At 40.3% G+C, this 23,708-nt stretch carries 29 protein-coding genes and 1 riboswitch; of the genes, 9 read left to right on the top strand and 20 right to left on the bottom strand.

Annotated elements, in window-relative coordinates:
* Positions 1-55: 55 nt before the first annotated feature.
* From fliE to flgB, 3 genes are read right to left on the bottom strand one after another with little or no spacing between them, the layout of a single operon-like run.
* Positions 56-436: a flagellar hook-basal body complex protein FliE gene (fliE, locus tag AB3N61_RS15865; RefSeq protein ID WP_020769365.1), complete on the bottom strand. Its 381-nt coding sequence runs from the start codon at positions 434-436 to the stop codon at positions 56-58.
* Positions 437-448: 12 nt separating this feature from the next.
* Positions 449-910 carry a flagellar basal body rod protein FlgC gene (gene flgC, locus AB3N61_RS15860; RefSeq protein ID WP_020769017.1) on the bottom strand — a complete coding sequence of 154 codons (462 nt, stop codon included), beginning with the start codon at positions 908-910 and terminating at the stop codon, positions 449-451.
* Positions 911-947: 37 nt separating this feature from the next.
* Positions 948-1,379, bottom strand: a complete 432-nt coding sequence (gene flgB, locus AB3N61_RS15855; RefSeq protein WP_020769034.1) for a flagellar basal body rod protein FlgB — start codon at positions 1,377-1,379, stop codon at positions 948-950.
* Between the two features lie 109 nt (positions 1,380-1,488).
* Here flgB and AB3N61_RS15850 point away from each other — a divergent pair, with 109 nt between their 5' ends.
* The 3 genes from AB3N61_RS15850 to AB3N61_RS15840 all read left to right on the top strand — a co-directional run bounded on the left by AB3N61_RS15850 (position 1,489) and on the right by AB3N61_RS15840 (position 3,384).
* A complete protein-coding gene (locus AB3N61_RS15850; RefSeq protein ID WP_036089317.1) occupies positions 1,489-1,779 on the top strand; it encodes an STAS domain-containing protein in 291 nt (96 codons plus the stop codon).
* A 100-nt stretch (positions 1,780-1,879) separates the two neighbouring features.
* Positions 1,880-2,284, top strand: coding sequence for an LIC10301 family lipoprotein (locus tag AB3N61_RS15845; RefSeq protein ID WP_232420979.1), 405 nt, complete (start codon positions 1,880-1,882; stop codon positions 2,282-2,284).
* Entirely contained in the window at positions 2,281-3,384 is a 1,104-nt protein-coding gene (locus AB3N61_RS15840; protein WP_367898058.1) for a tetratricopeptide repeat protein, read from the top strand. The genes AB3N61_RS15845 and AB3N61_RS15840 overlap by 4 nt, the downstream gene beginning before the upstream one ends.
* Here AB3N61_RS15840 and AB3N61_RS15835 read toward each other — a convergent pair whose 3' ends face one another.
* The 6 genes from AB3N61_RS15835 to AB3N61_RS15810 form a co-directional block, all read right to left on the bottom strand.
* On the bottom strand, positions 3,385-3,843 hold the full coding sequence (locus tag AB3N61_RS15835; protein WP_052005209.1) for a YbaN family protein: 459 nt from the start codon (positions 3,841-3,843) through the stop codon (positions 3,385-3,387). It abuts the gene before it with no gap.
* A gap of 49 nt (positions 3,844-3,892) precedes the next feature.
* Positions 3,893-5,302, bottom strand: coding sequence for an NAD(P)(+) transhydrogenase (Re/Si-specific) subunit beta (locus AB3N61_RS15830; RefSeq protein ID WP_020769001.1), 1,410 nt, complete (start codon positions 5,300-5,302; stop codon positions 3,893-3,895).
* A gap of 7 nt (positions 5,303-5,309) precedes the next feature.
* A complete protein-coding gene (locus AB3N61_RS15825; RefSeq protein ID WP_020769315.1) occupies positions 5,310-5,591 on the bottom strand; it encodes an NAD(P) transhydrogenase subunit alpha in 282 nt (93 codons plus the stop codon).
* A 64-nt stretch (positions 5,592-5,655) separates the two neighbouring features.
* On the bottom strand, positions 5,656-6,363 hold the full coding sequence (gene queC, locus AB3N61_RS15820) for a 7-cyano-7-deazaguanine synthase QueC (protein ID WP_020769242.1): 708 nt from the start codon (positions 6,361-6,363) through the stop codon (positions 5,656-5,658).
* A gap of 3 nt (positions 6,364-6,366) precedes the next feature.
* Entirely contained in the window at positions 6,367-6,744 is a 378-nt protein-coding gene (gene queD / locus AB3N61_RS15815; RefSeq protein ID WP_020769321.1) for a 6-carboxytetrahydropterin synthase QueD, read from the bottom strand.
* 115 nt (positions 6,745-6,859) lie between these two features.
* Positions 6,860-7,009 carry a hypothetical protein gene (locus AB3N61_RS15810; protein ID WP_008594055.1) on the bottom strand — a complete coding sequence of 50 codons (150 nt, stop codon included), beginning with the start codon at positions 7,007-7,009 and terminating at the stop codon, positions 6,860-6,862.
* 300 nt (positions 7,010-7,309) lie between these two features.
* On the opposite strand from AB3N61_RS15810, the gene AB3N61_RS15805 reads away from it, so the two are divergent.
* Positions 7,310-9,271 (top strand): methyl-accepting chemotaxis protein, encoded by a 1,962-nt coding sequence (locus AB3N61_RS15805; protein WP_367898057.1) that lies wholly within the window; start codon positions 7,310-7,312, stop codon positions 9,269-9,271.
* On the opposite strand, the gene AB3N61_RS15800 is transcribed toward AB3N61_RS15805, so the two are convergent.
* On the bottom strand, positions 9,272-10,213 hold the full coding sequence (locus AB3N61_RS15800) for a cation diffusion facilitator family transporter (protein ID WP_412758415.1): 942 nt from the start codon (positions 10,211-10,213) through the stop codon (positions 9,272-9,274).
* Between the two features lie 93 nt (positions 10,214-10,306).
* Here AB3N61_RS15800 and AB3N61_RS15795 point away from each other — a divergent pair, with 93 nt between their 5' ends.
* The 3 genes from AB3N61_RS15795 to AB3N61_RS15785 all read left to right on the top strand — a co-directional run bounded on the left by AB3N61_RS15795 (position 10,307) and on the right by AB3N61_RS15785 (position 13,208).
* A complete protein-coding gene (locus tag AB3N61_RS15795) occupies positions 10,307-10,918 on the top strand; it encodes a uracil-DNA glycosylase (RefSeq protein ID WP_036089315.1) in 612 nt (203 codons plus the stop codon).
* 148 nt (positions 10,919-11,066) lie between these two features.
* Positions 11,067-12,023: a YjgN family protein gene (locus AB3N61_RS15790; RefSeq protein ID WP_367898055.1), complete on the top strand. Its 957-nt coding sequence runs from the start codon at positions 11,067-11,069 to the stop codon at positions 12,021-12,023.
* A 21-nt stretch (positions 12,024-12,044) separates the two neighbouring features.
* Complete coding sequence (locus AB3N61_RS15785) at positions 12,045-13,208, top strand: M48 family metallopeptidase (RefSeq protein ID WP_367898054.1); 1,164 nt, start codon at positions 12,045-12,047, stop codon at positions 13,206-13,208.
* 139 nt (positions 13,209-13,347) lie between these two features.
* Here AB3N61_RS15785 and AB3N61_RS15780 read toward each other — a convergent pair whose 3' ends face one another.
* The 3 genes from AB3N61_RS15780 to AB3N61_RS15770 all read right to left on the bottom strand — a co-directional run bounded on the left by AB3N61_RS15780 (position 13,348) and on the right by AB3N61_RS15770 (position 16,145).
* The gene (locus tag AB3N61_RS15780; RefSeq protein ID WP_020769073.1) at positions 13,348-14,274 is read right to left on the bottom strand and encodes an alpha/beta hydrolase; all 927 of its coding nucleotides are present in this window, start codon (positions 14,272-14,274) and stop codon (positions 13,348-13,350) included.
* A gap of 14 nt (positions 14,275-14,288) precedes the next feature.
* Entirely contained in the window at positions 14,289-15,353 is a 1,065-nt protein-coding gene (locus AB3N61_RS15775) for an alpha/beta hydrolase (RefSeq protein WP_020769012.1), read from the bottom strand.
* A gap of 78 nt (positions 15,354-15,431) precedes the next feature.
* On the bottom strand, positions 15,432-16,145 hold the full coding sequence (locus AB3N61_RS15770; protein WP_367898053.1) for a fatty acid desaturase CarF family protein: 714 nt from the start codon (positions 16,143-16,145) through the stop codon (positions 15,432-15,434).
* A 225-nt stretch (positions 16,146-16,370) separates the two neighbouring features.
* Here AB3N61_RS15770 and AB3N61_RS15765 point away from each other — a divergent pair, with 225 nt between their 5' ends.
* Positions 16,371-18,755, top strand: coding sequence for an ATP-binding protein (locus tag AB3N61_RS15765; RefSeq protein ID WP_367898052.1), 2,385 nt, complete (start codon positions 16,371-16,373; stop codon positions 18,753-18,755).
* Between the two features lie 3 nt (positions 18,756-18,758).
* On the opposite strand, the gene AB3N61_RS15760 is transcribed toward AB3N61_RS15765, so the two are convergent.
* From AB3N61_RS15760 to msrA, 3 genes are all read right to left on the bottom strand, one after another.
* Positions 18,759-19,304, bottom strand: coding sequence for a TetR/AcrR family transcriptional regulator (locus AB3N61_RS15760; RefSeq protein ID WP_020769320.1), 546 nt, complete (start codon positions 19,302-19,304; stop codon positions 18,759-18,761).
* A 3-nt stretch (positions 19,305-19,307) separates the two neighbouring features.
* The gene (locus AB3N61_RS15755; protein WP_367898051.1) at positions 19,308-19,691 is read right to left on the bottom strand and encodes a hypothetical protein; all 384 of its coding nucleotides are present in this window, start codon (positions 19,689-19,691) and stop codon (positions 19,308-19,310) included.
* 137 nt (positions 19,692-19,828) lie between these two features.
* Complete coding sequence (gene msrA / locus AB3N61_RS15750; RefSeq protein ID WP_020769121.1) at positions 19,829-20,362, bottom strand: peptide-methionine (S)-S-oxide reductase MsrA; 534 nt, start codon at positions 20,360-20,362, stop codon at positions 19,829-19,831.
* Between the two features lie 119 nt (positions 20,363-20,481).
* On the opposite strand from msrA, the gene AB3N61_RS15745 reads away from it, so the two are divergent.
* Positions 20,482-20,919: a DUF1564 family protein gene (locus AB3N61_RS15745; protein WP_020769349.1), complete on the top strand. Its 438-nt coding sequence runs from the start codon at positions 20,482-20,484 to the stop codon at positions 20,917-20,919.
* 7 nt (positions 20,920-20,926) lie between these two features.
* Here the strand turns inward: AB3N61_RS15745 and AB3N61_RS15740 are convergent, their stop codons facing one another.
* The 4 genes from AB3N61_RS15740 to AB3N61_RS15725 all read right to left on the bottom strand — a co-directional run bounded on the left by AB3N61_RS15740 (position 20,927) and on the right by AB3N61_RS15725 (position 23,392).
* Positions 20,927-21,352 carry a cyclic nucleotide-binding domain-containing protein gene (locus AB3N61_RS15740; protein ID WP_367898050.1) on the bottom strand — a complete coding sequence of 142 codons (426 nt, stop codon included), beginning with the start codon at positions 21,350-21,352 and terminating at the stop codon, positions 20,927-20,929.
* 4 nt (positions 21,353-21,356) lie between these two features.
* The gene (locus AB3N61_RS15735; RefSeq protein WP_020769184.1) at positions 21,357-21,890 is read right to left on the bottom strand and encodes a Crp/Fnr family transcriptional regulator; all 534 of its coding nucleotides are present in this window, start codon (positions 21,888-21,890) and stop codon (positions 21,357-21,359) included.
* A 101-nt stretch (positions 21,891-21,991) separates the two neighbouring features.
* Positions 21,992-22,372, bottom strand: a complete 381-nt coding sequence (locus AB3N61_RS15730; protein WP_367898049.1) for a hypothetical protein — start codon at positions 22,370-22,372, stop codon at positions 21,992-21,994.
* Between the two features lie 312 nt (positions 22,373-22,684).
* The gene (locus tag AB3N61_RS15725) at positions 22,685-23,392 is read right to left on the bottom strand and encodes a universal stress protein (RefSeq protein ID WP_020769286.1); all 708 of its coding nucleotides are present in this window, start codon (positions 23,390-23,392) and stop codon (positions 22,685-22,687) included.
* Between the two features lie 94 nt (positions 23,393-23,486).
* Positions 23,487-23,614, bottom strand: a riboswitch (cyclic di-AMP (ydaO/yuaA leader).
* Positions 23,615-23,708 lie beyond the last annotated feature (94 nt).

The following is a 23,708-nucleotide window of genomic DNA, read 5'->3' as shown; positions in this document are numbered from 1 at the left end:
GCGGGTCTCCACCCGCCTTTTTTTATATTAGGAATAGATAATCGAATGATGAAAATTATCTCATGGAAGTAAGATCTCTGTAAGCTCTTACTACACCATCCGCTAGAGTTTTAGTGAATGTGAGTGCTACTCTTGCTTTTTCGGAAGCGACCATCACTTCGTGAGCGTCCACACTATTCGGATCATATACCATTTTTTGAGTGAGTTCGTCCGCTTCTACTTGTAGATCGTTTACTGATTTGAATGCGTTTCTCATCGCTTCCGAAAAACTTTCAGCAACATAGTCCGGAGCAACAGGCTCTTTCACATCTCCGTAATGACGTTGGTCTTCTATCTTTACGGAAACCTTGTCTCCTTTAGGAGAAAGGGGATAACGAGAATCGGAATATCCCGAGTTATAGGTGTACCAAAGTTTGGAATTAAAATCTACGTTCATTCTTCTCTCCTATTAAGCTCTTCCGATCTCCAAGGCCTTGTTGAACATTGCCTTAGATCCGTTGATCATCTGGACGTTTGCCTCGTAGGATCTGGAAGCAGAGATCATGTCCGTCATTTCGGTGACTATATTTACGTTCGGCATTTCTACATAGCCTTTTTTAGGTCCAATCTGGATCGCATCCGGGTGGGTAGGATCGTAAGTTAATCTTAAAGGACTCATATCCTTCTCGATCTTCATCACTTTCACACCCTTACCTTCTCCGGGAGAGAGACCAAAAGGATAAACTGGGCTTTTCCAGCGGGTTCTTAGATTTACGGGAGTCAGTATCACTCTGTCCCTACGGAAAGGACCGTCTCCATTCGTATTTCTGGTAGTGGTTGCGTTCGCGATATTGTTCCCGATCACATCCATTCTAAGTCTTTGTGCCGAAAGCCCGGTGGCGGAGATATTAACTGCGCTAAATAGTCCCATCTTCTTCCTCTAAATCTTAGCTATGTCTCTATCGAGATTAAGCCAACCTCATTACGTTCTTCAAATCACGGAAGTTCGCATTCAGTCTTTCGACCATCATCATGTATTGCATTTGAGAATTGGATGCTTCCATTACTTCTTTTTCGGGATCCACGTTATTTCCATCGGCTCTGACTGTGGTCAGATAATCTATGTTAGCCTTTGGCTTTACGGATTTATAATCTAATGGTGTAAAAAAGGAAATATGACGTTCATCTTCGATCCTGGTCGGGATCGCCTTAGAAGCTTCTATCTTTTCGGATTCCAAGGCTCTTTTGATCATGGATTCGAAAAGTACTTCACTTCTTTTAAAATGGGGAACATCCGCATTCGCGATATTGTCCGCGAGGACTTTTCTTTTCATAGAGGCAGCGTTCATTCCTCTCTCGAGCAAGTCCTGAGTCTTCATGAAATGTGTTTTTTGGAACATAAAGCTCTCCCGAATAAAATTTCGGTTGAATTTCAAAATTCCCAAAGATAAAAAAAGAAATCCGGCCAAAAATTTCTCAGAAAAGGCCAAAAAAGGACTCAAATCGAAAATGGGTGAAAATTCGGAGATTATCGAGATCAAACCGGAGCTAACTGCCCTTTTTAACGACTATTACGCATTTCGAAACCAGTTAATGGATGCGATCGCCAAAAAGCCGGTTAAAATCGTCTTGGATCTGGGCAAAATTCCCGTGATGAATTCCATTTCTATTAGTTCCTTGGTTTGGTTCTGCAAAAACGCTAAGTTAGAAGGGATCGAGATCGATATTAGGGAAATACATCCCGACCTGATGAAAACATTTGAAGTGCTCAAGATCGACGAGTACTTTCAGCGAATCTAAAATTCGCTTAGAGCCTCACTTTATTCCTCAAATCGCTTTAGGTCCCCGGGGGCTCGGGAATTCCCTGGACATCCTTACTATAGGATATAGCTTGGCTTCCATGAAAAAAATTCTTTTTTCCTTAGCGATCTTATCCTTATTTATAGGCTGTCAACCTCCACTACAAGAGAGAATTTTAGGTATCTGGGAAAGAACCGCCGTTTGTGCAGCCGACGGACAGTGTAAAAATTCGGATCCGGGTAAGGCTCCTAAACTTTCTATCTTTAGACCAGGACTTGCGATCTACGAAAACCCGGAAGATCCAGAAAATCAGCGCAGAATAGAATACGAGTTTTACGAGAAAGAAACCAAGTCTAGAGAGCCTGAACTTATATTTAGGTTTTTGAATCTAGGATTCGATATTCGTTATATAGTGAAAAAAGCGAATAAAGAAACTTTAGAACTACTCAATCCGGATCTGAACAATACCGAAGTTTATAAAAAGTTAGGTCCTGCTCCCGAATGATCTTCTGTCGGAAGAATATTTCTGCATTACTCCTAGGTTTTATATTTTTATTCGGAACGAACCTAGGATCAAAGGAAACCGAACTTTCCGACGAAAACCAATCGATAATTGCCCCTTCTCCGGAAGGGGAATTACCTCTTCCCCCTCAACCGACCGACCAAAGCGAAGTTTCTAGAAGAAAATACCAGATCCTTGCCCTCAATACGGAGACCATCAATCTCTTAAGATCCAATGCTTTAGCAAGAGCCCAAGCGAATATAGAACGTTTGAAAAAGTTGGATCCGGATTGTTTGGAGTATCATTATCTGAACGGCGCGTATCTGTACGTAATAGGAAGATATCCCCAATCTAAAAAAGCGCTTTTAAAAGCGGTAGAGATTAATCCAAGTCATGATCCATCCTATTACCTTCTCGGAATGATATTTGTAAGAAGAAGTAAATGGGAATCTTCCGTCCCCTATTTCCAAAAAGCGGTAGAGCTTGCGAATTATAACCCATTTTACAGATTGAATATGGCTCTGGCTTATTTCGAAACAGGGCAATATCTAAAAGCAAAAGCAGAAGCGGAGAAGGGAATAGAGCTCAAGCCGAATTACAGGAATTTAAAACTCATATTATTAAAAGTGAATTTTCTTTTGGGAAATAAAGCCGACGCTCTTGCCCAATGTAAGGAATTCGCGAAAGAAGGTTTTGTTCACAGGGAATTCGCTTATATTTACGCACGTCTTACGATGGATATAGATAAAAATTTCCGTAAGGCGATCAAATTATACAATCAGTTCCCTGATCTTCCTTTTAACGAAAAAAGATTTTTGGCCCATGCTTACTTTCACACTTCGAATTACAGGGCTTCTGCAAACGTGTATTCTATCATTTCGGGTTCTAAGATCCTCTCGGAAGAGGATCGGATCAACTATCTCAGATCTTTGGTGTATATTAAGGATTATAGAAGATTGGAATCTTTCGTAGCTTCCTGGATGTTGGAAGAACCTGAAAAAAAATTAAAGATCCAAGAAGCATTGGATACAGCGGAACTTTTGAGAGAGAATGATCCGAAAGTGTATCATATGCTTCCTTCCCGTTCACCGTATAATAACTGATTATTCGGAAACTTCTTTCTTTTTAGTCGGAAAGCGGAGAATATAATAGATTACGCATACACCAATCACTGCCATTCCGATCCTAACTTGCAGGATCGGTGCGAATATCGCGCTGATAGTCATTGTGATCACGATTGTGGAAACGGAGATGATCTTTGCTCTTAGAGGGATCGCTTTGTGTATCCTCCAATCCCTAATAAAACTTCCGAAATATTTATTATTCATCAGCCAGTTATAGAATTTTTGAGAGGCCCTCGCATAACAAGCTGCGGTTAAAAGTAAGAACGGAGTAGTAGGTAAAACCGGGGTAAAGATCCCGATAATTCCCAGAATTAAGGATATGGTCCCGATTATGATCAATAGATAACGAACGAATCCATATCTGTGAAGTTTTACTTCATGGCTATAATCCTTTTGTTCTGCCAACGGAATGCTCCTACATAAAAAAAGGGAGGCCATAGCCTCCCTTTTGCAAGGATCATTTCCGATATTTTTCGGAAAAACCTTCTTAGGTATCCTTGAGTGCAGTCACGATCTCTTGGGTGGCTTTTTTACCATCTTGGAAATACATGAGACAGTTTTCTTGGATGAAAAGCGGGTTAGGAACCCCTGCAAATCCCGGGCTCAAGGAACGTTTGATCACGATAATGGTTTTTGCTTTGTCCACGTCTAGGATCGGCATTCCAGCGATTGGAGAACCTGGATCCGTTTTTGCCAGAGGATTCACGACGTCGTTTGCACCGTTAATGATAACTACGTCCACAGTGTTGAAAGTAGGATTGATCTCGTCCATTTCCTTCATTTTGTCGTAAGGAATATCAGCTTCCGCCAATAGAACGTTCATGTGACCAGGCATCCTTCCAGCAACCGGATGGATTGCAAATTCAACTTCGATCCCTTTATCTGTAAGTTGGTTGTAAAGTTCGCGAACTGCGTGTTGTGCTTGGGCAACCGCCATTCCGTAACCGGGAACGATCACCACTCTTTGAGCCATATCCAGTAACATAGCCACTTCTTCTGCGGAAGTAGATTTTGTTTTTCCGGCGTAGATGTCCCCGGAATCCGCGGAAGACGTCGCTGCTCCAATTCCTCCGAAAAGAACGTTTGGAAGGGAACGGTTCATCGCCTTACACATAATTTGAGTAAGAAGGATCCCGGAAGCTCCAACAAGAGATCCGGAGATGATGAGTACGTTGTTTCCTAAAACGAATCCTGTAGCGGAAGCAGCAAGTCCCGAATAAGAGTTCAGAAGAGCGATTACCACCGGCATATCCGCTCCACCGATCGGAATTACTAACAGAACTCCGAGGACGGAAGCGACTAATACGATGTACCAGTACCACTCGATCTTAGTAGGCTCGGTTACGTTCAAATAACCTAAGTAAAGCGCACCGATCAAAAATAGAACTTTAACGATCTGGTCTCCGAAGTAGCGAACGGCTTTCTCGGAGATCAAACCTTGCAGTTTTCCGAATGCGATCAAACTTCCTGTAAGAGTTACGGCTCCGATAATACCGGTTGCCGCAGTGGAGATTGTGAACTGGAAATCAGCAAGTTGTTTTGTATCATGACCTGGTTGTAGGATCTCCATCAAGGAGTTTCCACCGACTAAGAAGGAAGCGAGTCCTCCAAGTCCGTTTAGAAGGGCCACAAGCTGAGGCATTCCTGTCATTTCTACTTTAAGAGCGATAAAAGTTCCGATTGTGGTCCCGACTAGGATCGCCGCACCGATAATGATGATATCACTTTGGTTGATGGTTCCATATTCGAAGAATACTCCCACAACCGCTAGGAACATTCCGAATGCTCCGGTAAAATTTCCTCTCACCGCAGTTTTAGGGTGAGAAAGTAACTTTAATCCAACGATAAAAAGGATACTGGAGATAAGATAAATGAGGTTGATATACGCTTTTTCCATTTATGGTTTAATCCTTTTTCTTGAACATTCCCAACATACGGTGAGTTACTACGAACCCTCCGATCACGTTGACGGTTGCCGCAACAATTGCTAGAAATCCTAATACTTGAATGATCCAATGATTGGTAGTATGAAGAGTTAGGATCGCCCCGATGATCGTGATCCCCGAAATGGCATTAGAGCCTGACATAAGAGGGGTATGTAATAAAGGAGGAATACGGTTGATGACCTCGATTCCTACGAACACTGCGATTAAAAATATCGTCAGGTAGCTTACGAACTGTTCCATATTAGCTTCCTATGGACGGCGGCGGGAAAAAATCCTCAAAACCGATGCCTTAAATTCTGTTCGTTCACTTTTCTGGGACGCCTGCTTCCTGAAAACCCTTTTTTCGAAGCAGGCAGGAGTCGCATTTTCCGCAAGGTTTGCCTCCGACGGGATCGTAGCAAGAATGAGTCATGGCAAACGGAACGCCTAATTTAGAGCCTAATAACACGATCTCTTTTTTATCCAGGAACTGCAAAGGTGTGCAGATCTCAAGAGGATGACCTTCCGCTCCTGTTTTGGTCCCGAGACGGATTGCATCAGAATAAACTTTGATAAATTCAGGTCTGCAATCCGGATAACCGGAATAATCCAATGCATTCACGCCAATATAGAGTCTCTTGGCTCCGATACCTTCTGCCAGAGAGACTCCGAAAGATAAAAATAAAATATTTCTTCCTGGAACGTAAGTGTTTGGGATCTCAGAATGCCCCAAAGAATTTTTAGGTACCTTGATCTTCTTTTCAGTAAGGGAAGAACCTTGGAAAAATTCAGGATTCAATTTTTGGATCAGATGAGGTATATCTAAAAGTTTTGCGATCTTTTTGGCCGATTTCAGTTCTTGTTTGTGTTTTTGATTATAGTCGAAGGAAAGAGCTATAGGAGAATAACCGTCTTGGATTGCTTGGAACAAACAAGTAGTGGAATCCAAACCGCCTGAGAAAAGAACGACTGCCTTTGGATCTTTAGAATGAGATTTCGTTCGAACGCTGTTCGACTTAGCAGAAGGACTCATCTTTTATTTCTCGGAAGGTCCGTTATAAACACATGCGCTAGTACAAGTTTCGTTTAAAGTGATCTTGTATAAAAGAGGAAGCTCAGGTCTAAGTTTTTTCCACAACCAAATGCTGATATTTTCGCTGGTAGGATTTTCTAGACCTTCGATCTCATTCAAAAGATAATGATCTAGATAGTTTTCGAGAAGCGGTTTAACAACCTTACTAACTTCTGCGAAGTCCATCAACCAACCTGTTTTTTCGTCTACCCTACCTTTCAGATGTAATTTGAATCGAAAACTATGTCCGTGCATCCTTCTGCACTTATGACCTTCCGGAACATTCGGAAGGAAATGTGCGGCATCGAAACGAAATTCTTTGGTAAGTTCTATTTCTTCCATTTAGATGTTGGATGAGTGGTTGGTTCTGGAAAATGAAAGCCCGGTTTCGGAGAACCGATCCGGGAATACATGGACCGACTTTGTGAATCCGGTCTTAAGAAGGCTCAGTAGCGGATTACTTTTTAACCAGTTCTTTCAGGATTTCCTGTTTTTTTTGGTCCTTCTGAAATTCGTTTAATACCAGCCACTCACGTTTGATCTGTTTCTCGTTAATACCTTTTGCTTCCGCGTATTTTTTGAGAAGTTTAGCTGTTTTTTGGTTCATACCAACCAAAATCCGGGTCGTTTCCGCCCTGTCAAGTATAGAAGGTTTGTTCAGGAGTATGGAATTGAAACATGTTCAGGAATATTCGAATGAAAAAGAAAACCAATTATGTCCAAAATAAGCCTGAATAATAACCGCAATAACATAAGTCCCAGCGAAAAATCCACCAAAGGAGAGATACTGTCCCCGTAGGCCTATATCGAATGTTGATAATTTTCAACCTCTGTGTTTGTTAATTTACTCCTTTTGTCTCGTCAAAATCAATCCAAAAGCGTTAGGAACGTTAACCGGTAGAGAAAAATGAAAAATTGGAAAATTTGGCAGAGGATTTTATTTTTATCCGTATTTCTTTCATTACCTTACCCATTCATAATCTATTTTTTAGTCTCGGAACAAAATATACGAATCGAGTTCGCTGAAAAGGAATTATCCGGTGTTCATTTATTAAGAAGAGTTATGCACCTATGGAAGGATCAAAAAACGGATTGGTCTACAAAGATGAAAACTTTCGATCACGAATTCAGAAATTCAAAATTAATAATAGAACTTTCTCCCACTTTGGAATTATTCAAAAAGGAAACCCCTAATCAAAAATCTCCCGAATTATCTGAAAGGGAAATCAATAAACTTTTAGAATTGAATAACAGAATCGGAGATGTTTCAAATCTCATTTTAGATCCTGACTTGGATACGTACTATCTGATGGATATCGTACTCATACGTATACCTATACTCTATAAATTATTGGAAGAGATAAATCGTATGAATCAAGAGCGGGGGGGAAATTTCGAAAGTTTCCAAGTAAGGCTAATTTCCAAATCCGGAGTGTTAACAGAAACGATTTCTGGAATGGACCGAGGCATCTCAGTGATTCTCGAAACTAATTCTGATTATAATAATCGATTACTTACTCCATATTCCAGGTTTAAATCCGGTCTGATAAATTTAAATAATCTAATATCGAATGTAAATGGAACAGAAGATTATCGGAAGCAATTATCCGAAGAATTGTTAAATATTTCGAAATATACAGAAGATCTGTATCAAGCATCTTCTGATTCTCTTGAACAAGGTTTAATAAATAGGATAAGCAGTTTAAAAATTCGTAATTATTCGATTCTGGGGTTCATTTTTGTTTTGTTAACGATTCCTGTCGTTGGTATCGCGATTACATTGTTTAAATTATCTTCCCAATTCGGGAATGTCGTTAAAAGGATGGAAGGAATTGCCGTAGGAAAAGGGGATCTTACGAAACGATTGGATGAGAATGCCGGTGCGGAATTCGGGGAGATAGCGGTCGGTTTTAATACGTTCGTCGAAAGAATTCGTTTGGTTTTGGCGGACGTAATTCAAGTGACAGAAGGATTAAAAGAGATAGCCGATTTGAACGTCTCCGTTTCGGATACATTAGAAAAGACTTCGAGCAATAATTTTTCTTCTATTCAGGAGTTGACTGCGACAACGGAAGAAATTGCATCTTCCTCCGAATTTGTTACCAATACCGTTGAGGCAGAGATTGAAAGTTTATCTTTTCTAACGGAAAAAGCCGGGGAACTCTCGATTCTAATAGAGAGGATCTCTAATGGGATCCAAGTAGTAAAAACTTCAATGGAAAGAATGAAACAAGTAGCGAATGAAAGCGAAACGAATCTAGGGTCTCTTGTGAAGACTATCGATGGTATTTCTAAAAGTTCGGACAAAATCGGTAAAATTGTGGATATCATTAATGAAATCGCCGAAAAAGTGGAATTGCTCGCAATCAACGCGTCCATTGAATCTGCAAGGGCCGGAGAGGCAGGAAGAGGATTTGCAGTGGTGGCTTCCGAAATTACTAAGTTAGCCGAACAGACTTCGCAGAGTATATTAGAAATACGCAAAATAGTAGTTAATAATTCGGAAGAAGCCCAAGCCGGTAAGTCTGCAGTAGATGCCTCAGTAAATTCTTGGAGATTGATCACCTCCGGAGTGGATTCTATTTTTGATGGGTTAAACGAAATGACTCTACTTCTTCCGGAGGAAATGAAAATAAAGGAAAAATTGGAAGCTTCTATTACTACTATAAAGGAAAGATCTTTGTCCATCAGCGCAAGTACGATTGAACAAAAGAATGCGTTGCAAGAGATTGCTTCTAAAGTATATCAGATCAATGAGTCGATCGAGGAATCGAACGGATCCACAAAATCATTAAAAGCCCGCACTTCGGAAATGAATTCGAAGACGAACCGACTTAGGGAATTAGTGGATTCCTTCAGGATCCACTGATCAGCATTCCTGATACGGACATTCCGCACCTGCAGGTTCTAATTCCACAGTTGCATGAGGGATATGGAATTCTTTAGTGATATTACGGATCTTCTCCTTTAATTTCTGAGCTTGCGCGATGGAAGTTTCCTGAACGCCGACATGAAGTGTAAGAACATGATAGTCTCCATCCATAGACCAAAGATGAAGATCATGAACTGAGCGAACCCCCTTTAATTTCAAGATCCGATTTTCTAATTCTTTGGTATCGATCCCTTCCGGAGAAGATTGCAGATGTAAAAGAAGTATCTTTCTAAGATTGCGGAATGATTGGATGCCGACCCAAAGAGAGATTGCTATGGATAAGACAGGATCCACCCAAGACCATTTGAATAACAATAAAGCGATACTTCCGAAGAATACCGCGACCCATCCTAACACATCTTCTAAAAGATGAAGGAATGCAGTCTTTGCATTTAGACCGGAGCTGTTTTTTAATTTGAATAACGCAGCTCCGTTTACGATCACACCTAATACGGAAAGTCCTAACATTCCCCAGCCGTTTGGTGAACCTGGTTCTTTCAATTTGGAAATAGCAAAGAATAAGATCCCGAAAGATCCTAAGAATAGAACAAAAGAATTTACTAATGCGGCGGAAAGACTAAGTCTTCGGAACCCGAATGTGAACGTTTGGGTCCTTGGTTTTGCTGCGATCTTTTGAAAGATCCAAGCAAGAGCTAAAAATCCGCTATCTCCCAGATCATGGAGTGAATCCGAAAGAATGGCCAAACTATCGAAAAAATAACCGCCTACAAATTCGATCCCGGCAAATCCGAAGTTCAAAAGGAACGCGAATAAGAATGCACGGGAGTTTTCAGGCATAGAAGTCGAATGCGGATCGCCCGAATGAGAGTGAGAATGTTCATGATGATCATCGTGAGAATGATGATGATGTTCGTGCATGGATCTAAGATAAAGAACGGTTCGAAATCTTCCAGTCACTTTTTTAGAAATTGGTTGCAGGATAATAGGTTCTCTTTATCGATAAGGGTAGGTATGAGTGAAACTTCGAAAGAACAAGAGTTGGAGATCATCGCAAGAGAAGTGGCTCCTTGTGTTCGATGCAAATTGAGTAAGACTCGGACTCAAACCGTGTTCGGAGAAGGTAATCCGAATGCGGAAGTTATGTTCATAGGAGAAGGTCCAGGGAAACAAGAGGACCTGACAGGCAGGCCCTTCGTAGGAAAAGCGGGAGAATTATTAACTAGGATTATTGAAAGAGGGATGGGAGTTTCTAGAGACAGCGTCTACATCGCGAACATCACAAAATGTAGACCTACAGTAGATCTAAAATTTGAAAAGGACAGACCCCCCGAAGAAGATGAGGTGATCGCATGTTCTCCTTTTTTACTAAGGCAAATTTCGATCATACAACCTAAAGTGATCATTACCTTAGGAAATCCCTCTACTAGATTTATTTTGAGAACAAAAGAAGGGATCACGAAACTTAGGGGAAATTGGGGAGACTTTCACGGGATCCCTGTCATGCCAACTTACCATCCAAGTTACGTAATCCGCAATGGTGGAGAGAATAGTCCCTTAAAAAGAGACGTTTGGGAAGATATAAAAAAAGTCTTGGAACGACTGGGTTGGAAACGTTCCGGGTAGTATAAAATAGATCCTATTCCAATGTAAAAGGAAATCGGTTGGAAATTTGTTTCTTGCAGACGGGAAACGGAGATCTAATCTGACCCTCTGTTTGTAAACTTTTGCGTAATCCTTGATTTACGAATAGGGAATCTTTCAGGAGAATGAAATGGAAAATTCAACGACCCGGGCCAAGTTTGATGGGACCGGATGGGAATTGCTTAAATTATATCTTTTTAATGCTTTAGCTACCATCAGTACTTTAGGGATTTATTCATTTTGGGCAAGGGTAAGGGTCGAAAAATACTTAAGACAACATACCGTTTTTTTGGGACAAAGGTTTGATTTTCACGCCACCGGTCTGGAAAGATTTTTAGGATTCTTAAAAGCGGCTCCGATCGCAATTATCCTATTCTGTGCGATCAAATTTCCGTTACAATGGTGGGTCTTTTCTCCGGAATTTGAACCTCTCTCCAACTTGATCCCGATCTTCCTTCTTTTATATATATTAGGACCTTTTATTTTCGTAGGAAGATTGAGATTTCATTTAAGTAGGACGTCTTACAATAATATCCGATTTCATTTCGCGGGAAGAGTACTGGAACTTGTTAAAATTTTCCTAATCGGCCTTCCGCTTACGATTATCACATTCGGATTTTATTCTCCCTGGTTCACGATACGTCTGAAAAGGTTCCAGATAGAAAATACGTATTACGGGAACGCAGGGTTCAAATTTGACGGTAAGGGGGGATCTTTATTTTGGATCCATATAAAAGGTTTCCTTCTTCTTTTGCCGACATTAGGATTTTACACTTTTTGGTGGCAGGCAAACGTTTATAACTATTTTTGGAATCACACCACGGTAAACGGGATCAGATTCAAGTCCAATTTAAAGGGAGAAGATATACTGGTTTATACCATCCTTTCCTATTTGGCGATCTTGTTCTCTTTAGGTTTGGCATTTCCTTGGATTGCAGTGATTTGGTACAAACTATTTTATGACGCGATCTCTCTGGAAGTGGAACCGGATCTTAGCCAGATCCAGCCTGAATATGACAAGGGAGCTTCCGCATTGGCAGAAGGATTTGAAAGTTCTCTGGAAGCATTAGCGGATATCTTCGACTAATACTAATCCGAGAAAATACACATGAAAGATAAACTATACGACGGAAAAACGGCTGTCCCTTTTCAGGGGAATCTGGTCTCGGAGGAAGACAAGATAATCTTTCTCTCGGATCAGAAAACCGTTAGTTTCCAATATTCCGATATTCTAAACTTAGATCCCGTCGGTCGGGAATTTAGATTAGAGATCCGAAATCCGGAAAATCCAACTCATAGTTTTATAATCGTATTTTATTCGAAAGAAAGTTATGCCTCGATTCTTTTGGGAAGAAAGTCCCTGAGAAAGTTACCTTTTTTAGATCTTTGGCAGAATGCCAATTTTGGTGTTAAGATCGGAGCCTTAATACTTACCGCAATATTGGCTTTTTCAGTTTATAATACGGGGCTTTCTTACGCATATTTTTTTGTCCCGACCAGTTACGATAAAAAACAATCACAAGTAATGTCAGGATGGGTCCGGGATTATTTTTCAGAATGTTCTTCTCCAAGTTTAAAATCTACCATGACGAAGATCGGCAAAAAGCTGAAGGATGAGGACGATCCCTTTGATTACGATATTATAGTGATCGATGACGATGTGTTTAACGCATTTGCTATGCCGGGTGGGACCATAGTGGTTTTTACGGAACTTTTAAAAAAGACGGAAACTCCGGAAGAACTCGCAGGAGTATTGGCCCATGAAATGGCCCATATTCACAAAAGGCACGGAGTCCGAAGGCAGATCCGCTCTGCGGGGAATGTAGTATTATTGTCCTTAGGTATCGGTTCCGGATTTGAGGGAGTGGACATGTTGGAAAATATGGACTCTCTTTACGAAGTCTTAAGCGTAACTATATACGACCAAAAATTCTCCAGAGAATACGAATCCGAAGCGGATGAGATCGCATTGGAAAAATTAAAAAAATCGAATCTAACCGGAGAAGGTTTTTTGAATTTTTTTAAAAGGATCCAGGAAGAATACGAAGTCCCAGTAGAAGGGGAAGAAGAAAAAGACACTGTCAATGTCCCGGATTTTTTAAGTTCTCATCCTGCTACTCAAGAGAGAATAGAATATGTGAAAAATATAATCTCTCATCCCGACTATCCAAAAGGAAAATTAGGGATTTCGAATAAAGAATGGAATCGTATCCGCGGGCTTTGTTCTCCTATTAAACCGAAAAAGGAATTTAAGAATCCACTGGAGTTGTAATCTTTCTACAACCCCTTCTAACATTTTGTTGAAACTCCTACAAGACCAGGAATTTACAGTTTACACGAAGTTGGAATTCCAACATAACTTTCGACGTGCGGTTCGGAGCTTTACTGGAATTCCTGCATCGCCGTCCGAATTACTCTCCTTTCTTCTTAGCCAACCAATCCGCTATTTTTTGATAAATATCGGAAGGAGCTGATTCATGTGCAAATAAGGAAAGATGGTCATAGTCTATCTTTCCTCCATTGTCCCTTCCTACTTCGAAAAACTGAGAAAATCCTCTTTTTCTACGATATACCGGATGGATAGATTCTGAAGTTGCAATATTGTCCAACTTACCTGCGACAAAAAGAGTAGGAAAATCCATTAATTCGAAATCGGTCCAAACCTTCGGATTTTCTTCCAATGGAGGGAGATAGTTCCACAATGTTTGGTAAAGATATAAAGTAGTCGGATTATCCTCGTCCAAAGAAATAAATCTAGAGCAGAAACTATCTTTGTTCTTGCAGGAATTGGAAAGGTCAGTGCCGAATCGTTTCTCTTTTTTCATATCATCCAAAAAACTATCGTTGTATTTATAATCCATTCCGGTCCCTAAAAAGAAAACCTTTGAGATTGCAGGATCTTTTTTGAATCGTATATAATGAAGAATTGCCTGACCTCCAACGGATACCCCGCCTAAAATGTAATCTTTTCGATTGCTTAAACCTTGGACTTGAGAGACGGCTTGTGGGAGTAGTTTTTCTCCGACTTCTTTCAGATCTAAACCGGGATACACTTCGAAATGTAAAAGGAATACCGAGAATCCATTTCCGCTTAGTACCCCGATCAATCCGTTATAATCACCCAGGTATAAGGACTTTTTATTCACTAGGATAGGATCCAATAGTAGGATAGGCGGATAGTCCGAGCTATGTTTTAAAAAGTTTGTGAGATATACGTTAGACGCAATATTTGCCGTCTGATTTTTAAAAGTTTCTTCCGTGATCACTGCGTATCGAGTGCATGAGAGAAGCAGAAAAATGGAAAAAAAGAAAAATATGATTTTGTTTTTGAATTTCATTTTATGATCCGGAGTTAATTTCTTTTGTTCAGCCACTGGATGATCGTCGGGAATACTTCGTCATCCGCCTTTTTTCCTACCACTAGGTCCGTATGACCATAGTCCTCTGAGAAACCTTTCCCTTTAGAAAGTACGAATAATGTTTTATCGGTAGAACCTAATTGGTCGTAAACGTATCGGAGAGAATATGCGAATCCTAGTTTATCCCTTCTGCCCGCTACGAGTAATACGGGGATCTTGATATTTCCAAAACCTTGGGTGTAGATCAACTTACCGTCTTCGGAACGGAATTGTCCTGTTTCTACGATCTTATCCATCTGTCTTGCTTCTCTTTTAGATACTGTTGCGATAGAGTCAGTAAAGATCCCAGATACAATTTTCGGTTCTATATTCGGTTGGTGCCAAAAAACTTCTTCGAAACTTTTTTTAGGAAAGATCGGGAGTCCCGTTCCTCCCCGGATGCCAGACCAGGTTTCCGTCGGGACTGCCGGCCAAAGGTTCATAAGCCAAGTAAAACTAGACCATAATTTTAACGCGTCGGATGGGGGATCCATGATTGCGGGAGAACCTATCGCTACGAAGTTAGCGACTCTATTTTCTCCTAAACTTCCGAGTCTTGCGTATTGGAGCATTCCTCCCATACTATGACCGATCCAGTTCACCTTCTCCTTGCCGGTTGTTTTAAGAACATATTGGATCGCTGCATCCGCATCTTGTTTTATATAATCATCTATGGAATAATCGAAAGTTTTATCTCCCCAAAATAAAGATGGAGATCCGGCTTCTTGTTTTCCTCTTAGGTCCAAAAGCCAAACGTCGTAACCTTCTTTTTGAAGATGTGCGACAATCGACGACTTTTCATTGATCTTAAGATAGATACGATTCGCTATGAATCCATGACAAAGAATCACAGGATATTTTTTTTGTGAAGTTCCTTGTAGAGGAGGAAAATGTTCCAGAGTCAGATCCCAACCGTCGGAGGTCTTAGGATGAAGGATCTCACCTTTTAACGCGATATTCGCGGAACAAGAAACGATTAGCGGTACGCATACGAAGAATGCGGAGAGAAAACGAAGCATACCCGCGATCCTCCTCCTTGCCGAAATGGAATCAAGGAAAATTCCAAATCAAAATCGAAGTAAAGAACGATGTTCGTATTATCGGATGTGTAGAAGATCTAGAAAGGAATTCACAGACTTCTTCACTGCCGGAAAAAATCGTATCTTGTGCAGTAACGGATTCCACCAACCGGTGGTAATACAAAAATACGTATCGTATGGAGCGGTATGATGTATTTTATGGTGTTCAGGAGAAAGTATCCAATGTTTTTTTTGCATGTATCTAATGAACGTATTGGGCTCATCTTGGTGGGCCCATTTATGGATCTGGTTCGTGAAAAAGATCCCGACTAGAACTAAGGTCCAAAATGTTCTCATCCAAGGAAAATCCCCGCTTTTTAAAGGAGCAAAAAAACAATACAGAAGGATCGGAAGAGAAACTAGACAATTATTTCCGTTCGTTTCTACGAAATCATGTCTTGTGATCCCTTTCGGGTCTACATGATGGTCCCTAAAAGGAAAAATGAAAGCTGGACCGATATAAGGAGTGAATTCGTTCCCGAAACTATCTCCTAAAAAATGAACGAGGCCTGAAAGAAAATCAGCAGCAATATAAGCTAAGAATAAGAGAGCTAAAAGTTTGGAAAAGAAGATCCGCGGAGAATCCTGCAAAATCGGCAAGGACATCTTTGCAAACTGATACAGGCACATTCCTAAAAAAACTAAAAATAAAAGTATGCTTAGAACTTCCACGAGTCTGTGGATCTTAAAAGGAGAAGGAAATAGATTTTTCAGGAAATTCATGATTCTCATTTATACCATGTCACCCGGTTTGCAAAAATTTTTTTACAAGATCTGTTTATACGGATAAAAAAAGATCCCTTCAAAACCGATACATAAGAGACAGATCGACTAAAAATTTAGATCTTTCGGATTAATGGAATGTTCTGATCTTACTTGAATTTTATAAGGATCATTAAATCCCGCTTTTCAATCTTGTGCAAGAAATTCTAAATTGGCAAGTCAACGGCATTAAGAATGATTCTGCGACGTCTTAAAAGATTAATTTATCCTCCACTGTCAGCAGACGCCGAAAAAGAGGTTTCGATAAAACTTCTTTATGGTCTGATGTATGTCACCTTTACCGTTGCGGTCCTCTATCGTATCATTCATCCGCTCATTTCTGAAAAACCTAAGAATGTTTATTATTCCTTTTATATCATTCCTACTGCGGTGATCCTGTGCCACCTTCTTGCCAAATCGGGGAAGGTAAAACTAGGCGCCCATCTCATGATCTTTTTAGAATGGCTTGCCCTTTGTATCGTGTCATTGAGAGAAGGCGGAGTTTATGCCATATCTTTCTCTCAGTTTATGATCATAATTGTTCTCGCTTCTTTGATCCTGGGGAAAGCTGGGGCTTTATTTTATACATTATTGTCCTTCTTTACCGGACTTGTAAGCATCTATTTAAAATCCAAAGGGATGATACCTGCGCCAAATTATCCGGTGGGAGAATGGTCCGTCTTCATTGGAAATTCAGTAGGTTTGTTTATGGCCTGGATCCTGATGAAATTCGGACTATCGGGATTATCTAAAATACGAGAAGAATTATCCAGGGCACAGATCGATGCTAAGTTAGGCGGAATTACGATAAATTTGGAAACTAAGGAAGTGACCTTATCAAAAGAATATCGTATCATGTTGGGGGATAAAACCGCCAAAGGAGCCATAACGATGCTTATGGATCAATTTTTGGAAAAATACGTAGAAACGGAGGATAAGGAAAAAATTATTTTTACACTTTCCGAAGGAGCAAAAAATTTCAATGATCCTTCTTTCTCCGTTGAATTTATTTTTAAGGCCAAGGGTGACGACGGGAGAACCAGATATATTTTAGCAAAGGGGAAATATAAAGATTCCATAATGGGTTATGGGACCGGCCAGGATATTACCGAAAAACATATCGCCGGTGAAGAGATTAAAGCGAGCCAGGAATTATTTTCCAAAGTTTTCAAATTAAGCCCTTATGCTACATCCATTTCCAATTTCGAAGATGGAAAATATGTGGATATCAATGACGGATTTACCGAATTATTCGGTTATACAAGAGACGATGTAATCGGTCGCACTAGCGTGGAGCTTGGTATCTGGTTAAATTCCGCTGAAAGGGAATACTTTAAGGAAAAGATCAAACGGGACGGATTCTTACATAACGAAGAAGTAATATTCCGAGCCAAAGATGGACGTATGATCCAAGTTGAATTTTCCACAAGATTCGCAGTGATCGACGGAGAAGCCCGTATGATCAATATGGTAAAGGATATTTCTTCCAAAAAAGAGGCTGAAGAATTAAGGATTTTGAACAATGAGATCTCCGCTCAGAACGAATTGATTGCAAGACAAAAAACGGAATTAGAGTCCACACTTGAGTATCTTCAAAAAACTCAAAATCAATTGATACTTTCCGAGAAAATGGCTTCCTTAGGTCAATTGGTCGCCGGGATTGCACATGAGATCAATAATCCCATCGGAGTGATCCGAGCGGCGAACGAGTCCGTCAAAAGCCATTTTGATCGTGTATTGGATAGAATGCAGGAAGCTGCTTCAGTTTCGGAAAATCTTGATAACGAAGCCAAATTGGAATTCCAATCTTTATTAAAAAAAGGAAGAGCCTACCAAGAAATTATTCCACCAAAAGAAGTGAGAGCCAAAACAAAAATTTTAGAATCTCGACTTAAGGAACTTGGGATTTCAGAAGCTAGAAATATAGCGGAAGGTTTGATAGAAGCAGGATTAGAGGCCGCACTAGAAGAATTCCCGAAATTATTTATCGGAGAAAAGGTCCATCAAATTATCCAATATGCCTTGGATGAGATCCAAGCAAGCAGAAGTTCCAAATTAGTGGATATGTCCGTAGACAGAACCTCTAAGATCGTGTATGCGCTTAAAAACTTTTCCCATTTTAGCAATGGTGGACCTAAAACTCCTGTGAATATCAGGGAAAGTATAGATACCGTTCTTACTATTTATCAAAATCAATTGAAGGCGGGCATTGAGATCATTAAAGAATATGATGCAGGAACCTCGATTGTTCCGGGATACTCTGATGATCTGTTACATGTTTGGACCAACCTTATCTACAACGCGGCACAAGCGATGAGCTTCAAAGGAATTCTAAAAATTAACGTAAGCACCGGGAAAGGTAAAGATCATATCTGTATTAAGATTTCGGATAATGGACCTGGGATCCCGGAAGCTATACAAGAAAGGATTTTTGAACCGTTCTTCACAACCAAAGCCCCCGGAGAAGGATCCGGATTAGGCTTGGATATCGCAAAACGAATCGTGGAAAATCATGGGGGATCTATAGGATTCGAAACCTCTCCCCAAGGTACTGCCTTCTTAGTGATCCTGCCGATATAATCCTCATCTTTTTTTGGATGTATTCGGATACGTTTCCGGAACAATATCTTCGTAAATTTTCACCAGATCTTTTTTCGAAATAGAAGAGAAAGCTAAAGTGTAGCTTAGAAAAACGGAATGGATCACTTTCGCTTTGAGTTCTGCGATCTTTTCGGAATAGGTTTCAGATAATAATTTTTTTAAATAATCGATTCTCCATTCATCTACTTCTTTCTGGACTTTTGCTGCGATTGGATCTCTAAAAGACCAGGCTCGGATCGCTCTTTCTGGATTGGATTCTAGATTGCGAGTTAAGACGGTAAGTCTCGCCAAAGCATTATCCGAACTATTTTTTTTAGAAGAAATACGGATCACTTCTAACGTGTTTTTATTTTTCCAATAATTTAGAAGTTGGGAACAATAATCTTCTCTTCCGGAAAAATGATGATAGAAGGAGCCCTTGGTCCTGGAAAGCCCTTTACAAAGTTCTTCGATCACCAAAGACTCCGGTCCTAATTCATACAAGATCCTAAGACCTTCTTTGATCCAATCTTCTTTTCCTGATTTCAATTATTAGATCCCTCTAAAGAACGGAACTGAATATAATAATGTTCCGAGTAAAAACAAAACGGACAATACATGTACCATAACTCGATTCACTCTTAAAAATATGAATTGTTCCAGAAATCTTGCCGCCCAAAATAAACCAAAAAAGAAAAGGACAGTTTTGCCTAATGCAGAACCTAAAAGTTCTCCTGAATGGAACCAGGAGATCCAGCCCATCGCGATAAATACTAGGATCAAACATAGATTGAATATCTGGATAATCGCGTAGTTGGCTCGGCTCATTCGTTTGGATTCCTTCTTCCATTCGAATAATTTCCAAAAGAATAAATGGAATACCGCAAATCCAAGATTAAATACGGCGCCTGATCTGATTAAAATTTCGGAGTCCATATCTCCCTCCTTTTTTCTCAACCTAAAGATAAGCTTTTTCCGGAGTTTGTCAATTTCATACCATACAGTATGGTATGTTTTTTGTTAAAAATAAAACCCGAAAATATCCGAGTTTTGTCCCAATAATTCGTACGGTTTCAGGCAGAAGTTTTCTTTTTCAGGAATTTCTCTATCTTAGGGCGGATCACATAATGACAGTATGGCTGTCCCGGATTCAGTCTGAAGTAATTCTGGTGGTAATTCTCCGCCGGAAAAAACTTCTCTAATGCAACAATCTCCGTCACGATAGGGGAAGCAAACTTAGGACCTGCTTCCGCTCTGGAAGCTTCCGCAATTTCTTTCTGAGTTTGGTTTTCGTATAAGATGATACTTCTATACTGAGGACCTTCGTCGTTGCCTTGTTTGTTCCTAGTAGTTGGATCATGCGCTTCCCAAAAGATTTCTAAAATGTTTTTGTAGGAGATCTTATTTGGATCGAATCCGACTCGGATCACCTCCGCATGTCCCGTCAGTCCGGTGCAAACGGATCTATAATTGGGCGCAGGATCATGACCTCCCGCATAGCCGGAGACAATGGATTCTACTCCGTCTACCAATTGGTAGATCGCTTCGACGCACCAAAAACATCCCCCACCTAAAATTGCATATTCCAGATCTTTTTGTTCCGACATTCCATCCTCCTTTCTTATTAGATTTGATTCCGGTCGGAAAGTAGGGTCCCGGAAACATTTTTCCGGATTTACGCGGAAAAAAACGTAAGCGTCGGACCGGAATAGAGACCGGGACGGGTATGAAGTTCAAACTAATATTAAACCCAAAACCCATCAAAAGTAAATCTTGGAAGGCAAAGTCTCCCAGAGAATCTATGCCGGTCTGTACGTTGATCCTGCCGGATAAGTTATTTAAAAATTATCTGAAAAACTGGAGCGGGTCTAGGTCAGGAGCCAGATGCCTAAAGGATTTATTGGAATTGTACGGTCCCGATCTACATTTTCAAGAAAAACTAAATCCGGACTCCACTTTGATGTTGTACCAAAAAAAGGAAGAAGGTAAACAGAAAGACTGGAACCGCCTGAATTTTAGGCCGGATCTAGACGATTGGAACCTTCTAGGCAACTATGCAAGAAAACACGGAGTTTCCAAGTGTTACTTATTTACGTTTTTGTTAAGTAGATATTTTTCGGAAACTCCTTCTCCGGAAGTTTCCGAAAAGAAGAAGGTAGCTTGATCGGAAATTAATCCTTGTTGCGGATCGGATGGATAGGTTGTCCTGAACTTAATTTTGCGATTTCGTCTTCTACGGAAACCAATCTATGGATCGTAGTATTGAGAAGCAGTGAAAAAAATTTAGGATTCGTTTGTCCGATCCGATAGAACATTTCCTGGTCCAAGATCCCTATTTTAGCTTTTTCAGTGATCACTCTTGCGGTTGCAGCCCTTGGTACATTGTTGATCAATGCAATCTCTCCGAAAAAAGCTCCAGGTTCCAAATTTCGGATCACTCTTTCTTCTCCGTCATAAGACTTTCTGATCTCTAAAGCTCCTGTGAATACGAAATACATCATACCGTTAGAAGGATCTTTTTCTTTAAAAACTTCTTCTCCGGCTAGATAGGTTTTAACGGAAACGTTATTAATGAATTCTAAAATATTAATTCCCATCTGATCATTCCTTATTTCCTGTCGCTTCTGCGGGAGTTTCGTGGAAGGTACCGGAATCGATAACTTCGGCATTTTCCGGAATTACCGCTTGGTTCTCCGTAATGGGCCCAGCTGCGGTTTTGGATTCTTCTTCCTTTTTATGGATTTCCGCGTATAGGGATTCTAGTTTCATCTCTGCTCGATTCAATTTTTCAAAAGTGTTTTTAAGAAGTAAAAGTAGGAATTGAGGACTTGTTTTTTCCAGTTTTTCAAAAACACCCTTGTTCAGGACCCCAACTTTTGCGGAAGGAGAAAGAACTTGGACGGACATAGCTCTGGCTCTTCCGGATATCAAAGCGATCTCTCCGAAAAATTCTCCCGGAAAAACTTCTTTAATGGATTTATCTCCTTCCTCCGGGCGATTCTTGCTGACCATTAAATGTCCTTGGAAAAGGAAATACATATTTCCGTCGGATTCTTCACCTTCCTTAAAAATGAAGGAATCTTTGGGATAAACTCGAGTAAAAACGCTATGAACGAAATCCAGAATGGTCGGCATTTCATGTAAGACGGGAAAAAAAACGGATATCCGAAACCGGATCCGATTTTTTTCAAAAATCGAATTTGATAAACCGTTCTAAAACACCGTTAGACCGGGTTTTAGTCGAATCCGTCCAAACTGGCTATTGTGAGAAAAGAGAGCATGAAACTTATATAAACTATAATTTGGAATACTGCGGTTAAGATGAGATAAACGGATCTGAATTTTAGGGCAATCGTTTTGGTTAGAAAATTTTCCCAAGTCGCTACAAAGACGATAGGAAAGATCATGAGAAGTTCCGAGCTACTGATCTCAGCCTTAAATAAACTACCAAGTTTAGATCCGATTAGAAATAAAATAAGGCTCACAACGCTAAAAAACAAACCTTTTGCAGTTCCTAAACTTTCTCGGGTCTCCGAAAATTTTTCCAAAAATAGGTTCCGAAAAGAAGCTAATCCCGCATTATATAAAATTAATATAGTAACTACCAACCAGATCAATCCCCCAATTTCAGTGTTAGTTGCGGACGTTTGACTTCTATTAATAGGGGAAGAATAAGTCGCGACAAAAATAAATATCGATATGGCGGAGATTATGGATAGAATGAAAAGAATTAGAACAGGATTTAAAATTTTGGATTTCAAGTGCGCCTTCCGATTTCGGGAAGGATCTAACGCTTTGTTCTTTTAGGCAAGGAAAAGATAATATTATAAAAAAAGACCGCCTGTTTTCAGTAAGGCGGCGATTACAAATAATGCTGCTAAGAAATTGTTATACGGAGAGTATAATTTTCCGAAACTTAGACTATTATTTTAATTTCCCTTTCTTAAGATTAGAAAGGAGAGTCCTTTTCTATCCAAAAGAGCCGAGTGAAAAGATTTATAGGTCCCGTAATCTAGGATTGCCAAATTTTTGGTTTGGTCCGCGGCTGCGTTCAAAGAAAATGGGATCCAAGGTTTAAATTGATTGGATTGGTTCAACCCGAACTCCGACTGATTGACGCCAGAAAGGACAGGGATCGGTTTTTCTATAAAAGCAGAAAGACCGGTGGAGAATGGAAAAAGTGGAGCCGAATCCAGACCTGGAGAATAGATAATCGGCTCGATCGGAGCGACTAATCCGTTATCCGCAAGTACTGCGATATCCAGATCGGACAATTGTCTGAGCACATCTCCTACTTTTCCTCCTAGCAGATCTTCGGAGAATAACGAACGCGCTGCACCTAATAGAAGTAAATCGATCTGTTTACTTTTTGCGATCTCGACAATACCCGGCACTACCCAGTCGGAAGGAAATCCAACGGTTTCAAAATCGAATTCGGAACCGGCAGCTTCTTCTCTTACTGCTTGGAAAATTTCGTCTTCTTCTAATATTGGAAACCCTTCCGATCTAGATTCCACTGAAACGACGTGTAACGCTACTATGGAAAGGTTTTCGCGGGACTTTGAGAATAGTGCCCTTGTTAGCCCGAAAAGTTTTGCTCCCATCTTGGGATTGGCAAAAGAAATTAGGACTTTCATTTTCGCCTCCTAGGTTATAATTTTCCCGGAACTATTTCGTTGGATGAAAAAATCCCGAGGTCAGAATGAGCCGGGAAGATTGGGAGGGAACTCCTGGTCTTCTCTCCATGCTTACGAAGTTAGCTGACGGGCTAGGAAAGAGAGATTTCCCCCGTGAGAACGGTTAGCCCCAAAAATTGGTTCCTCCGCTCCGATTTCTGTCGGATTAAGCAGACTCTAAACGAAGTGTAGCTTGGAAAACGAATTTGTCAAGTAGTAGAATAGAAGCTAAATGTTGACAAAATACCTTGGTACATACAGATTAAGACCAGCCATG

The sequence above is a fragment of the Leptospira sp. WS58.C1 genome (assembly GCF_040833995.1).
GTDB lineage: Bacteria > Spirochaetota > Leptospiria > Leptospirales > Leptospiraceae > Leptospira_B > Leptospira_B cinconiae.
This window is presented reverse-complemented; position numbering and strand designations above follow the sequence as displayed.